Here is a 13,329-nt window from a genome sequence, read left to right as displayed (position 1 = left end):
ACCGCCCCTGCGGCCGAGCCGGCCACGCACCCGGTGCAGGGCGTCGTCGAGCACGTGGGCACCGCCTCCCGGCCCGTCACCGACACCGTCGCGACAGCGCTGCGTCCCGTCACCGGGACCGTGCGGACGGTCACCGACGCGCGACCCGTGACCACGGTCGTCGACACGCTCGACCACTCGCTCGGCAGTGTCCCGGTGGTCGGCCCCGTCGTCGGTGACGACACCCTCGGCACGGTCACCGCTCCGGTCACCGGCCTGGTCGACGACACCCTCGGCGGTGTCGGCACGATCGTCGGACAGGTCCCCGACGTCGTCGCGGGCGTGGTCCCGTCGGTCGGTGGCGTCCTGCCAGGAGGCACGGATCCCGTCATCGACGTCCCCGCACCTCCGGTCGTCGTCGGCACCACCCCGTCCGGCGTGCCCGGCTCGCCGGCCCCGTCCGCGCGACCGCCGCAGGCTGCCGCTCCGGCGACGACTCCGTCCGCGACCACGGTCGCGTCGACGGGTGCGGGCCCGACGTCCGCTCCCGACGCCGAGCGCCGGTCGGGCGTGACCGCGCCGTCCGCCCTCGTGACCGGACCGCTCGCCGGCACCCTCGCTGGTGCCGTGCAGGACGCGACCCTGGGCGGCACCGCCCTGCTCGTCCCCGAGCCGGGCGACGGCCACGGAACGCCGTCCGACGGCCCGGGCGGAGCGGGCGTCCTCGGTGGCAGTGCCACCTCGACTCCCGGCGGCGTCGCAGCCGTCGGCATCGTCGGCTCGACCGACGACATCGTCTCCCTCGCCGCGGGGTCTCGCGGCACGCTGTCCGACGACGCGGTCCCCGCATCGGTCGTCGGCGAGCACGACGTCGCCCCTGACTGAGATCGGTGCGCCTGTCCGGCACGGCAGGCACGCACACACACCGACCGCGACCGCGGTCGGCCAACGATCTCGATCAGGGAGTACGACCATGAACAAGTACGTCTCGAGAGGGCTCTGGTTCGCCCTCTTCGTCGGCGGCCTCACGCTCGGAGGGGCGGCAGCCGCGAACGCTGCCACGACCTCTGGAGCGGACGGCGCCGTGTCCGGAACCCAGGTGGTTCCGTCGGTGGACGCTCCGGTGTCCCTCACCGGCAACGCCCTCGGGGTGCTCGGTGACGCGGTGTCGTCGGTGACCTCGCCCGCCGCGGCTCCGGCGGCTCCGGCAGCCCCGACGGTCGCTCCGGCTCCGGCTCCGGCTCCAGCTCCTGCCCCGGCGCCGACGACCTCGGGCGCCGACGGCACGGCATCCGGTACCCAGGTGGCGCCGGCCGTGACCGCCCCGGTCTCCGTCGGTGGCAACGCCGTCGCCGTCGGTGGCGACGCGGTGTCGACCCCGGCTGCTGCTCCGGCTCCGGTGGCGTCCGCGCCGGCGCAACCGGCCGAGCCCGCTGCTCCGGCACCGGTCACCTCGGGTGAGGACGGCACGGCCTCGGGGACCCAGGTCGCCCCGGTCGTGTCGGTCCCGGTGACCGTGTCCGGCAACGGCATCGGGGTCCTCGGGGACGGCACCGCTGCCGTGTCCGGCCCGGCGGCGACGCCGGCACCGGCCGCTCCGGCCACGACCACGCCGAGCACGTCCGGCGACGACGGGCTGCTCTCCGGCACGCAGGTCGGCGGACTGGTCGACGTCCCGGTCACGATCGGCGGCAACGGCATCGGGCTGCTCGGTGACGGCACCTCGGCGGGCACGACGCCCGCTGCGGGGACCGGCACGGCTGCCGGTCCGGCTCCGTCCGCCGGTGGCACGACGGACGGGTCGAACGGCACGGCCTCGGGCACCCAGGTGTCCCCGGTGGTCGCGGTCCCGATCACGATCGGCGGGAACGGCATCGGCGTCCTCGGTGACGGCACCGCCACCACCCCGGCCACCGGCACCGCCCCGGGCAGCACGACCCCGTCGACCGGAGGCTCGACCTCCGGCGACGGCGGCCTGCTCTCGGGCACCCAGGTGGTCCCGGTGATCAGCCTGCCGATCACCGTCGGCGGGAACGGCATCGGCGTCCTCGGTGACGGCACCGCCACCACCCCGGGCACCGGCACCACGCCCGGCGACGGCACGGACCCGGGTACCGACCCCGGCACGGACCCGGGCACCGACCCGGGCACGACGCCCGGTGACGGGACGGACCCTGGCACGGTCCCCGGTGACGGCACGGACGCCGGGAACGGCACCACGCCCGGCGTCGTGACCACCCCGGCCGGTGCCACCGGTGCGGACGGGCCGACCCGGGCCTCCACGACGGGTGTGGTGACGACCACGGTCGCGGCGACCGGCGGGGAGTCAGCCGTCGCGCGGACGGTGGCGGACACGGTCGCCAGCGGCGACGGCGCGACCGAGCTCGCCTACACGGGAGCGACCTCGCCGGTCGTCCCCCTCGGGTTCGCGCTCCTGCTGCTCCTCGCCGGAGCGGGGACCCTGGTGCTGCGCACGCGGCGCTGACACGAACGGGGCTCGAGGGGCACCGCACCTGCGGTGCCCCTCGTCGCCCTGCCCGCGGCTGGGAGGATCCCGCCAGGCCGCTGTGACCGGACGGTGGCGAACCTGTGCGCAGCCGAAGCGCCTCGGCGGCCGGCCAGCAGCGGGGTGACGCCACGATGAGATCGTGTTCCACGACCTGCTGCGCCTCCCAGTCACCAGCCGCGACGTCCTCGTCCCCGTGGACGTCCTCGCGGTGCTGCTCACCGCCTGGGTCGTCACGGCCCCCGTGCTCCGACGCACCCGTGCGCACCCCGTCCGTGCCGTGCTCGTCCGGCTCGCGGCGTTGCTCGTCGGCGCGGGGGCCGGGCTCGTCGCGGTCTGGTGGACGGGCGACGTCCAGGACCTGTTCGGGGTCGCGTTCACCCCGGTCACCCGGATGTGGATCGCCTTCGCGTTCGCCGCGGTCGCCCTGCTGCTCGTGGTCCTCGTGCAGGGCGGCTGGACGCTCCGGTTGGTCGCCGTCGGTGCGGCCGCCGCGGTCGCGCTGTCGGCCGGCCTCGGGGTGAACGTGGACTTCGGCTTCTACAAGGACCTCGAGCAGGCGGTCGCGACGAACCCGTACGCGACGCGGTCCCTCGCCGTCCAACAGCACGGTGCGCACGACGGGGCGGTGGTCGACGCCGCGCGCTGGCGGGCTCCGGCGCGCATGCGGCGCGAGGGCGAGACCCTGAGCGTCCGGATCCCCGGCACGGTGTCGCACTTCCGCGCCCGGAAGGCCGTGGTGTGGCTGCCGCCGGCCGCACGGGTCGCCCACCCGCCGACCCTGCCCGTGCTCGTGGCGCTCTCCGGCCAACCCGGGCAGCCGGCGGACATGTTCCAGACCGGTGACCTCGGCCGGTACCTTGAGCGCTATGCCGACGCCCACCACGGTCTCGCCCCGATCGTCGTCTCCCCGGACCAGCTCGGTGCTCCGGAGCGCAACCCGATGTGCGTCGACTCCCGGCGCCTCGGCCGGAGCGCGACGTACGTGATGACCGACACGGTGCGGTGGATCCGGGAGCACCTGCCGGTCGCGACGGCGCCGAGCGCGTGGGGGATCGTCGGGTTCTCCCAGGGGGCGACCTGCGCGATGCAGTTCTCGACCGCGCACCCGGACGTGTTCGGGTCCGCGCTGGCGATCTCGAGCGAGGCCGGGCCACGGAACGGCACCCTCCAGAACACGATCGCCCTGGGCTTCGGCGGGTCGGCCGCCGCGTACCGCGCAGCGTCGCCGAGCGCCATCATGACCGCGCACGGCCGGTACGGCGACCACCTGACGGTCTTCGGGTTCGGCCAGGACGACGCTCCGTACCGGGCGTCCACCGATGCCCTCCGAGCGGTCGCCGAACGCGTCGGGATGCAGGCACCGCTCGTGGTGTCTCCGGGCTCCGCGCACGACTGGAACACCGTGCGGTACGTCCTGGCACACGGTCTGCCGACGGTCATCGCACACCTCGGGCTGCCCGCGACGACGGGCGCCCTGTGACCCGCACCGCGCGGGGCTGGCACGGACCACTGCGGGCGGTCCGTCGCCACCCGGTGACGACCGCGATCGTCGTCCTCGTGCTCGCAACCTCGGCCGCGGCCGTCGTCCTCCGCGTCCTGCACGGCGGCGGACCGGTGTCGTACGGCCCGTTCCGGGTGTTCGCGGCGTCAACCGGGGTCGTGGCCCTGCTCGTCACGCTGGCCGGGGTGGTGGTCCTCGTCGGTGCGGCCGAACGGCTGATGGGGTCGTGGCGGACCGTCCTCGCGTTCGTGGTGACGACGACGGTCGGCACCGGGATCGGCGCACTCAGTGCCTTCGTCGACTCCGACGGGCGCGACGTCGGGTCCTTGCTGCTCGGTCGTGCGACGAGCTTCGACCCGTGGACCGCGATCGTCGGGACGATCGTCACCGCGAGCGCCTTCGCCGGACCCCTGTGGCGACGCCGGATCCGGGTGAACGCGCTCGCCGTGGTGGCCGCGCTGCTGCTGTACGCCGGACACGCCTCGGACCTCTACGCCGTGCTGGCCGCCGGTGCCGGCTGGCTGCTCGGCGAACTGCTCCGGCGGACGCCGAAGCGCAGCGGCTGGGTACGGAGCTCCCACCGCGAGACCCGGGTCCTGCTCGGCACCGTCGTGCTGGTGTCCGCCGTCGGCCCCGTCGTTGCGCTGGTCTCGCGCGCACGGGTCGGCATCCTCGCGCCGATCGCGGCAGTGGTGGGCGCCGGTCCGGTCACGCCGGTGCACGGGTGCCGTGCCGACGGGGTCGCGGGGGAGTGCCTCCGCGCGCTGCTCGCGTACCGCGCGACCGACCCGTGGAGCCTCGTCCTCGCTGCCGCACCGCTCCTCGTGCTCGTCGTCGGCGGCCTCGGCCTGTTCCGCGGCAGCCGGTTCGCCGTGTGGCTCGTGGTCGTGGTCGACGTCGTCACGGCGGTCGCCGCGGCCGTCACGTACGGTGCCGTGCCGGGACGGGTCGAGCAGCTGCGCGGGTCGGAGGACCGGTTCGTCGTCGACGTGTCCATCGCCGCGTCGATCGTCGTCCCGCTCGCGACCGCCGTGGTGCTCGTGCTGCTCCGTCGGTCGTTCACCGTGTTGCCCTCCCGCCGACGGGTCGTCACCTTCGCGGTGACGGTGCTCGCGGCCGCGGGCGTCGTCGTGACCGCGGTCCTCGTCACGGCCGCCTCGTCGCCGCAGCACGTCGAGGACCCCCTGCGTCTGGCCGTGGCCGCGCTCGGTCCGATCGCGCCGGTGACGTTCTGGGACCGGCTCCCGTCACTGCACCCGACGCTCCGCGTCGTGATCGGCCTGGCCGGTCCGCTGCTCTGGTTCGTCATAGCGTTCGCAGCCGTCCGACCGACGGGGGCGGTCGAGCCCGATGCGGACGGTGACCGGGCCCACGGCGACCGTGAACGTGCCAGGGCGCTCCTCGAGGCCGGCGGCGGTGACGCGTTCGGGTGGATGACGACCTGGCGGGGCAACGCGTACTGGTTCGCCGCGGACGGCCGTGCCGGTGTCGCCTTCCGCCGGAACGGACGGGTCGCGGTGACGGTCGGCGGTCCGTTCGGCTGGCCGGACGCCCGTGCCGACGCCATGACGGCGTTCGCCAGGTGGTGCGACGACGTCGGTTGGACGGCCGTCTTCTACGGCATCGGGACGGACACCGCCGGCACCCTCACGGCGCAGGGGTGGAGCACGCTGCCGGTCGCCGAGGACGCGGACCTCGACCCGCGGGTCTGGACGACGAGCGGCAAGCGCAAGCAGGACGTCCGGACGGCCGTGAACAAGGCGAAGCGCGACGGCACGACGGCCACGTGGTCGTCCTGGCAGGAGCTGCCGGCCTCGACCACGCGGCAGATCGAGGCGATCTCCGAGGAGTGGGTGTCCGAGCGTGAGCTGCCGGAGATGGGCTTCACGCTCGGCGGCGTCGACGAGATGCGGGACCCCGCGGTCCGCGTCCTCGTCGCGCAGGACGCCGCGGGGACGGTGCTCGCCGTCACCAGCTGGCTCCCCAGCCACCGCGCGGGCCGCGTCGTCGGGTGGACGCTCGACGTCATGCGCCGGACCGGTGCGGCCCCGAACGGGGTGATGGAGTTCCTCGTCGCCAGCGCCGCGGAGCGGATGCGCGAGGACGGTGTCGAGCGGCTCAGCCTGTCGGCGGCGCCGCTCGCACAGGCGGGCGAGAACGCGGCACCGAGCGACGGGGTGCAGAGCCTGCTCGAGCTCGTCGGGGGCGTCCTCGAACCGGTCTACGGGTTCCGCTCGCTGCTCCGGTTCAAGCAGAAGTTCGGCCCCGACCTGCACCCGCTCGTCCTCGCCTACCCCGACCCGGTCGCGCTGCCGTCGATCGGCCTCGCGGTCGTCCGGGCGTACCTGCCGGACCTGTCGCTGCGGCAGGCGGTCGCGCTCGCGCGCGGACGCGGCTGAGGCGCACGGTCGGCGGGGTCGGTGCGGTGGACGCGACCGGGCGGCGGACGGGAGGCGCGGTGCGGGCCCGCCACGGGCCTCCCGGTCGTGCGCCGCGTCGCCCCGTTACGTGCCCCGCTCCGGCCCGACGCGTCGGTCACCGGTCTGGGGTATCGTTCCGACTACGCAAGCGCTCCGGGGTCGGTGCAATTCCGAACCGGTGGTGACAGTCCACGAACTGATGACGGGTGCGAACCCGGCAGAGGTTGACTCGGTGAAACTCCGGGACCGACGGTGAGAGTCCGGATGGGAGGCGCGCTGGCGGACGAGACGACCCACCCTGCGTGGGACGACCCGTCCGTCGATGCCGACGATCGTCGAACACCCCCGGAGTCCCGTTGAGAGGACACCAGTGTTCACCGGCATCATCGAGGAACTCGGCACCGTCACCGCCGTCGAGCAGCACGGCGACTCCGTCGCGCTCACCGTCCGCGGGCCGATCGTGGTCGCGGACGCCAGCCACGGCGACTCCATCGCCACCAGCGGCGTCTGCCTGACCGTCGTCGAGCAGACCCCCGACTCCTTCACCGCCTTCGTCATGAAGCAGACGCTCGACATGAGCGCGCACGGAGCGTTGCGGGTGGGCGACCGCCTGAACCTCGAGCGCGCCGCGTCGGTCGGCGACCGGCTCGGCGGCCACATCGTGCAGGGCCACATCGACGGTACCGCCACCGTGCTCGAGACCGCGGACGGCGACGGCTGGCGCCGGGTGCGGTTCTCGCTCGCGCCGGCGCTCAGCCCGCTCGTCGTCGACAAGGGGTCGATCGCGCTCGACGGGGTCTCGCTCACCGTCAGCGCCGTCTCGCCGGAAGACACCGCGCCGGACGCCGCCTGGTTCGAGGTCAGCCTCATCCCGGAGACGCTCGAGGCGACCACCCTCGGCCTGCGCGTGCCGGGGGACCGGGTGAACGTCGAGACCGACGTGCTCGCGCGGCACGTGCGCCGGATGCTGCGGCTCGACGCCGCCGTCGGCTCGCTCGAGACCGTCGCCTCGGAGGCCCGGTGATGGTCGCCGCGGTCCCGCAGGCCCTCGGCTCGTCGAGCATCGAGGCCGCGATCGCGTCGGTCGCGGCCGGCCGCCCGGTGATCGTCGTCGACGACGAGGACCGCGAGAACGAGGGCGACGTCATCCTGTCCGCCGAGCTCGCGACGCCGGAGTGGATCGCCTGGACCGTGGCGCACTCGTCGGGGTTCATCTGCGCGCCCGTGAGCGCCGAGATCGCCGACGCACTCGACCTGCCGCCGATGGTCCAGCACAACGAGGACGTCCGCGGCACCGCCTACACCGTCACCGTCGACGCAGCCGTCGGGGTCACCACCGGCATCAGCGCCCACGACCGAGCGCGCACGCTGCGGGTCCTCGCCGACCCGACCTCGGTGCGCGACGACCTGCACCGCCCCGGCCACGTCGTGCCCCTGCGGGCACGACCAGGCGGGGTCCGCGAGCGTGCGGGGCACACCGAAGCCGCGATCGAGCTCGTCACCGCAGCCGGGCTCCGGCCCGCCGCGGCGATCTGCGAGATCGTCGACGAGGACGGCAGCATGATGCGGCTGCCGGCGCTCGTCGCACTCGGGGCGCGCGAGGGCGTGCCCGTCATCACCATCGCCGCGCTCGTCGAGTGGCTGGACGCGGCAGACCGGACGGCGGCAGCAGCTGCCCTGTCCACGGAAGGAACAGCACGATGAGCGGAGCAGGCGCGGCGGACCGCGACCACGTCGACGGTACCGGGATCCGGGTGGCCATCGTCGCCGGACAGTGGCACGACACGATCGCGGCGGGCCTCCTCGCCGGGGCGCAGCGCGAGGTCGAACGGCTCGGCGCCACCGCGTCGGTGTTCCCGGTCCCGGGGAGCTTCGAGCTGCCCGTCGTCGCGAAGACCGCCCTCGAGGCCGGGTTCGACGCCGCGGTCGCGCTCGGCGTGATCATCCGGGGCGGCACCCCGCACTTCGAGTACGTGTCCGACGCCGCCACGAGCGGGCTCACCCGCGTGGCGATCGACACCGGCAAGCCCGTCGGGTTCGGCGTGCTGACCCTGGACGACGAGCAGCAGGGCATCGACCGTGCCGGGCTGCCCGGCTCGAAGGAGGACAAGGGCGCCGAGGCCGTGCACGCCGCCGTCGCGACCGCGGTGACGCTGCGCTCGTTGCGCGTGCTCGCGTAGCGGCTGGCGGCTGGCCCGCGCGGCGCGCTCGCGCGGCGCGCGGGTCTGGCGCTCGTCGCGGCTGCGCTGCGCACAACCACGATGCGCCCGAACCGCGCAATGTCGCGGCGCGAGCGCACTGTGGTCGTGCAGCGGGCAGTGGACGTGCGCGACGGCGGACGGGAGGCCCGTGGCGGCCGCGCGCCGCGCCTCCCGTCCGTGGCGTCGCGCGTTCCGAGCACGTGACCGTTTGCGCAACCAACGTGCATCCGCGCCGCGTGGTGCCGCGGCTCGAATGCACTCTGGTTGTGCACAGCACGCTGCCTGCGGCTGCGGCTGCGGACGCCGGCACGCAGAACGGCCCCGCACCTCGAGAGGTGCGGGGCCGTTCTGCGTGGCGGAGTGGTTACCGCTTGCCGAACACGTGGATCGGCAGGAAGAAGGAGAGGGTCATGAGGATCAGACCGCCCATGAAGATGAACGCCTGGCCCGAGTCGACCTGGAACGCGAACCCGAACAGGTACATCGACACCAGCAGCAGCAGGATCGAGAAAACAGCGGCGATGACGCGGCCCACGGGATACCTCCGGGTGTCGACGAGTGGAACGTCGCCAAGTCTATCCCCAGGAACGGGGATGGTCGTTCACGCGCCGGGCTTCGTCGCGATCAGACGGTCGACGACGGCGAGGAGCGCCTCCATGTCGACGGTGCTGCGCTTCGGTCGACCGTCGCTCGCGGCGCCGAGGGAGGCCTGGTGGTACAGGCCGTCACCGAGGAGCTTGACCGCCTGGGCGGTGGGTTCGTCGTGGAGCGCGTCGACGAGGGTCTCGAGCCACGCGTTCTCGGTGTCGTCGAGGGTCCGGCCCGCTTCTTCGTAGCCGGCCTGCTGCAGGCGGCTCGCGGCGAGGAGCGCGAGGTCGAGCTCACTACCGACGAACAGGCAGTTGCGGACGAAGTAGCGGGCGGCGCCGTCCTCGGCCTCGGCCATGCGCTCGACGTCGATGGCGGACAGGTCGGAGAGTCGCTCGCACAGCCCCTCGACCAGAGCCGCCTTGGAGCCGAAGTGGTACAGCAGCCCGCCCTTGGAGACACCGGCGCGGGCGGCGACGGCGTCGAGCGTCGCGGGACGTTCGCCGTCTTCGCACACGATGGCGACGAAGCTGTCGAGGACGCGGTCGCGGGCACTGGCCATGGGCACGAGTCTAGGAGGAGTTGTGCGCGAGCAGGTGCAGGCGTCGCGGGCCGTCCCGCGACGCCTGCACCCTGCCGGTCGGGGCGCTCGGTCCGTCAGCCCTTCAGCGCTCCGGCGGCGATGTTGGCGATGAAGTGGCGCGAGCCGATGATGAACACGCCGATGAGCGGGAACACGCTGATCACGGCACCGGCCATCACTGCCGGACGAGTTCGTCAAGGTCCTGGGAGATGGCGGTGCTCGTGGAGCAACCGGCCAACAGGGCGGTGGTGGCGAGGGCTCCGAGGGCACCTGCGCCGGCGAGGAACCCCCGCCTGCTGAGACTGATCGATGGAGATGACGGCACGAAACTACCTGCTCACGTCGTTGAGATCGGGTTGGACACAGTGATACCGGGTCCCCGGAGCGTTCGACCGTGAACGCTCACGAAGTGGTCCAGAGCATCCTCTGTGAGACACGCGGTGTCAAGCGGTTCCGCATTGATCCGACGGGCGTGTGGCACTAGCGTCGTCGTGACCGTGAAGGTTCACGAGACGACAAGGATCCGCATGTCAGCGCAGACCGCGAACACCGCCAGCACCCCGACTCCGACGGTCGCCGACCGCCCCGGCTGGGCCGTCCTCGGCCCCGGGGGCATCGCCCGCCGCTTCCTCTCCCAGCTGCCCGCGAGCGGTGGTGCCCTGGTGGCCGCCGGCAGCTCGTCCACCGAGCGGGCGCAGACCTTCGCCGACGAAGCCGCGCAGCTCGGGTTCGCCGACGTCTCTGCTGCGACCTACGACGAGGTCCTCGCCGACCCGCGCGTCGACGCCGTGTACGTGTCGACCGTGCACACCGGGCACGCGCGGCTCGTGCTCGCCGCGCTCGAGGCCGGCAAGGCCGTCCTGTGCGAGAAGCCCCTCGCCCCGAACCACGGCACCGCCATGGCGCTCGCCGATGCCGCACGCCAGGCCGGCCTGCCGCTGGTCGAGGCGTTCATGTACCGCTTCCACCCCCAGACCGCCGCACTGCTCGACCTCGTGCGGGACGGCGTGATCGGCGAGGTCACGCACATCGACGCCTCGTTCGCGTTCCGTACCGGTGAGCGGAGCGGCCGACTGTTCGACGTCGACACGGCAGGCGGCGGGATCCTCGACGTCGGCGGGTACCCGGTGACGATGGCCGCCGCGATCGTGCAGGCCGCGACCGGTGTCGCCGTCGCCGAGCCGACGGAGCTCACCGCCACCGGAACCCTCGGTCCGACCGGAGTCGACGAGTGGACCGTCGCGCAGCTGACCTACCGCGGCGGCATCACGGCATCCGTCCGCACCGGCGTCTTCGTGCAGGACGACAACGCGGTCGCGGTGTACGGCACGCGTGGCCGCCTCCTGCTCGCCGACCCGTGGACCCTGGGCGCCGACCCGACGATCGAGGTGCACACCGTCGACGAGGACCCGCGCACGCTGTCCTTCGCCGGCGAGCACCCCTACGCCCGCGAGGCCGACGCCACCACCGACGCCCTGCGTGCCGGTGCGGTCGAGGCAGCACAGATGACGATCGACGAGTCCCTCGCGACGGCCCGCACGCTCGACAAGTGGCGCGCCGCGATCGGCCTGCGCTACCCGTTCGAGGCCGAGACCGCCGACATCCCGACCGTCAGCGGCCGTCCGCTCACCGTGGCGGCCGACAACCCCATGCAGTACGGCGAGGTGCCCGGCGTCGGCAAGCGCATGTCCCGCCTGGTGATGGGCGTCGACAACCAGCCCGACCTGGCGCACGCCAGCGCGATCTTCGACCTGTTCGTCGAGCAGGGCGGCAACGTCTTCGACACCGGTTACATCTACGGCGGCGGTATGCTCGAGGGCCGGCTCGGCAAGTGGATCCAGAACCGCGGTGTCCGCGAGGACGTGGTGGTCATCACGAAGGGTGCGCACACGCCGTTCTGCGACCCGGAGTCCCTGACGAAGCAGCTGCTCGAGAGCCTCGAGCGCCAGGGCACCGACTACGCGGACATCTACATGATGCACCGCGACAACCCGGACATCCCGGTGGGGGAGTTCGTCGACGTCCTCGACGAGCACCGTCGGGCCGGCCGCATCCGCGTGTACGGCGGGTCGAACTGGACACCGGCACGCTTCGACGAGGCGAACGCCTACGCGCGGGCGAACGGCAAGCACGAGTTCGAGGTCCTCAGCAACCACTTCGGCCTGGCCGAGGCGTACGACGTGCCGTGGGACGGCTGCGAGCACGCGACCGACGCCGCGTCGAAGGCGTGGCTCGAGGAGCGTCAGGTCCCGCTGCTGCCGTGGTCGTCGCAGGCCCGTGGCTTCTTCACCGGCCGCGCGACGCCGGAGGACACCAGCGACGCCGAGCTCGTCCGCTGCTACTACAGCGACGAGAACTTCGAGCGGCTCCGTCGCGCGCGAGAGCTCGGCGACCGGTTCGGCGTCCCCGCCACGGCGATCGCCCTGGCGTACGTGCTGAACCAGCCGTTCCCGACGTTCCCGCTCTTCGGACCGCGTACGATCGCGGAAGCCCGATCGTCCATGACGGGCCTCTCCGTCGACCTCACCCCGGAACAGGTGGCATGGCTGGACCTCCGCGACTGACCCAGTCGCCACCGGACGGCCCGCACTCCGGCGGCCGCGCGACGATCATCGACGTCGCCGCGGCCGCCGGGGTGTCCCGGCAGACCGTCACCCGCGCGATGAACGGCATGTCCGGCATCAGCGCGACCACGAAGGAACGGGTGCTCGCCGTCGCGGCGTCGCTCGACTACCGGCCGTCGCGGTTCGGCCGCGGGCTGGTCACCGGCGGCGACCACCAGCTCGGGCTCGTCGTGAACGACCTGCGGAACCCGTACACGCCCCAGCTCGCGTCCGCCGTGTTCCGGCTCGCCGCCGAGCAGGGGTGGAACGTCATGCTCGCCGACGTCGACCTGGCGAGCGACGCCGACCGGATGGTGCAGGCGCTCGGCGCGCAGACCGACGTGGTCATCGGCTACCTCGGCTCGCGCCGGCACCGGTGGAGCGAGCTCCTCGGCAACGTGCCGATGGTCGAGCTCGACCCGTCTTCCGACCCGCCCACGGCAGCGGTGTGGATCGACCCCGCCGACGCGATCGAAGCCCTCGCCGACCACCTGGTGGCGACCGGGGTGCGGCACCCCGTCGTGCTCGACAACTCGTCGCCGGACCACACGAGCGCGCGCGGCCTGCTCATGCTGGGCGCCCTGCGCCGCCGCGGCTACCTGCCGGAGCTCGTGCACGCGCCGCACGGCACCGCCGAGTGCGGTGCCGACGAGACGGTGCGGATCCTGGCTCGGAAGCGCCGACTCGACGCGATCCTGGCCTTCAACGACGTGATGGCGCTCGGCGTGCTGCAGGCCTGCCGCCGCGCGGGCGTCGACGTCCCCGGTGAGGTCCGGGTCGTCGGCGTCGACGGCCTGCCGCTCGGCGCTCTGGTGTCGCCGATGCTGACGACCCTGGCGGTCGACCTCGACGCCGTCGCACGTGAGGCCCTCACGCTCGCGCTCGGCATGCTCGCCGGTGAGCTGCCGCGGCACGGCGCTGCAGTGCAGCGCACCGTGCGCCACA

Annotated in this window: 12 protein-coding genes and 1 riboswitch; of the genes, 9 read left to right on the top strand and 3 right to left on the bottom strand. The window is 73.6% G+C overall.

The features are described 5' to 3' along the window. The 7 genes from OGL88_RS17340 to ribH all read left to right on the top strand — a co-directional run. The coding region (locus tag OGL88_RS17340) for a hypothetical protein (protein ID WP_263092260.1) at nucleotides 1-864 on the top strand (864 nt) is incomplete at its 5' end. An 88-nt stretch (nucleotides 865-952) separates the two neighbouring features. Next, the gene (locus tag OGL88_RS17335) at nucleotides 953-2,464 is read left to right on the top strand and encodes a hypothetical protein (protein ID WP_263092259.1); all 1,512 of its coding nucleotides are present in this window, start codon (nucleotides 953-955) and stop codon (nucleotides 2,462-2,464) included. 163 nt (nucleotides 2,465-2,627) lie between these two features. Continuing rightward, on the top strand, nucleotides 2,628-3,968 hold the full coding sequence (locus OGL88_RS17330) for an alpha/beta hydrolase (RefSeq protein ID WP_263092258.1): 1,341 nt from the start codon (nucleotides 2,628-2,630) through the stop codon (nucleotides 3,966-3,968). Then, the gene (locus tag OGL88_RS17325; RefSeq protein WP_263092257.1) at nucleotides 3,965-6,388 is read left to right on the top strand and encodes a bifunctional lysylphosphatidylglycerol flippase/synthetase MprF; all 2,424 of its coding nucleotides are present in this window, start codon (nucleotides 3,965-3,967) and stop codon (nucleotides 6,386-6,388) included. Before OGL88_RS17330 ends, OGL88_RS17325 begins: the two co-directional genes overlap by 4 nt. 166 nt (nucleotides 6,389-6,554) lie before the next feature. Then, a riboswitch (FMN riboswitch) is annotated at nucleotides 6,555-6,689 on the top strand. Nucleotides 6,690-6,779: 90 nt separating this feature from the next. Beyond that, the gene (locus OGL88_RS17320; protein ID WP_263092256.1) at nucleotides 6,780-7,433 is read left to right on the top strand and encodes a riboflavin synthase; all 654 of its coding nucleotides are present in this window, start codon (nucleotides 6,780-6,782) and stop codon (nucleotides 7,431-7,433) included. Further along, nucleotides 7,433-8,113 carry a 3,4-dihydroxy-2-butanone-4-phosphate synthase gene (ribB, locus tag OGL88_RS17315; RefSeq protein ID WP_263092255.1) on the top strand — a complete coding sequence of 227 codons (681 nt, stop codon included), beginning with the start codon at nucleotides 7,433-7,435 and terminating at the stop codon, nucleotides 8,111-8,113. Before OGL88_RS17320 ends, ribB begins: the two co-directional genes overlap by 1 nt. Beyond that, a complete protein-coding gene (gene ribH / locus OGL88_RS17310; RefSeq protein WP_123292070.1) occupies nucleotides 8,110-8,589 on the top strand; it encodes a 6,7-dimethyl-8-ribityllumazine synthase in 480 nt (159 codons plus the stop codon). Before ribB ends, ribH begins: the two co-directional genes overlap by 4 nt. 385 nt (nucleotides 8,590-8,974) lie before the next feature. Here the strand turns inward: ribH and OGL88_RS17305 are convergent, their stop codons facing one another. The 3 genes from OGL88_RS17305 to OGL88_RS18170 all read right to left on the bottom strand — a co-directional run bounded on the left by OGL88_RS17305 (nucleotide 8,975) and on the right by OGL88_RS18170 (nucleotide 10,106). Continuing rightward, entirely contained in the window at nucleotides 8,975-9,145 is a 171-nt protein-coding gene (locus tag OGL88_RS17305) for a hypothetical protein (RefSeq protein ID WP_159574085.1), read from the bottom strand. Between the two features lie 66 nt (nucleotides 9,146-9,211). Then, nucleotides 9,212-9,760, bottom strand: coding sequence for a TetR/AcrR family transcriptional regulator (locus OGL88_RS17300; protein ID WP_263092253.1), 549 nt, complete (start codon nucleotides 9,758-9,760; stop codon nucleotides 9,212-9,214). A gap of 196 nt (nucleotides 9,761-9,956) precedes the next feature. Further along, nucleotides 9,957-10,106 carry a twin-arginine translocation signal domain-containing protein gene (locus OGL88_RS18170; protein ID WP_374114456.1) on the bottom strand — a complete coding sequence of 50 codons (150 nt, stop codon included), beginning with the start codon at nucleotides 10,104-10,106 and terminating at the stop codon, nucleotides 9,957-9,959. A 202-nt stretch (nucleotides 10,107-10,308) separates the two neighbouring features. Between OGL88_RS18170 and OGL88_RS17295 the strand changes: the two genes are divergently transcribed. Together OGL88_RS17295 and OGL88_RS17290 are read left to right on the top strand one after the other, a co-directional pair. Beyond that, nucleotides 10,309-12,345, top strand: coding sequence for an aldo/keto reductase (locus OGL88_RS17295; RefSeq protein WP_263092252.1), 2,037 nt, complete (start codon nucleotides 10,309-10,311; stop codon nucleotides 12,343-12,345). Continuing rightward, nucleotides 12,324-13,329, top strand: a 1,006-nt coding sequence (locus OGL88_RS17290) for a LacI family DNA-binding transcriptional regulator (protein WP_263092251.1), incomplete at its 3' end; no start/stop codon positions are given. The genes OGL88_RS17295 and OGL88_RS17290, both read left to right, overlap by 22 nt.

The sequence above is a fragment of the Curtobacterium sp. RIT-PI-V genome, assembly GCF_025642935.1.
In the GTDB taxonomy this organism is placed as follows: domain Bacteria; phylum Actinomycetota; class Actinomycetes; order Actinomycetales; family Microbacteriaceae; genus Curtobacterium.
This window is presented reverse-complemented; position numbering and strand designations above follow the sequence as displayed.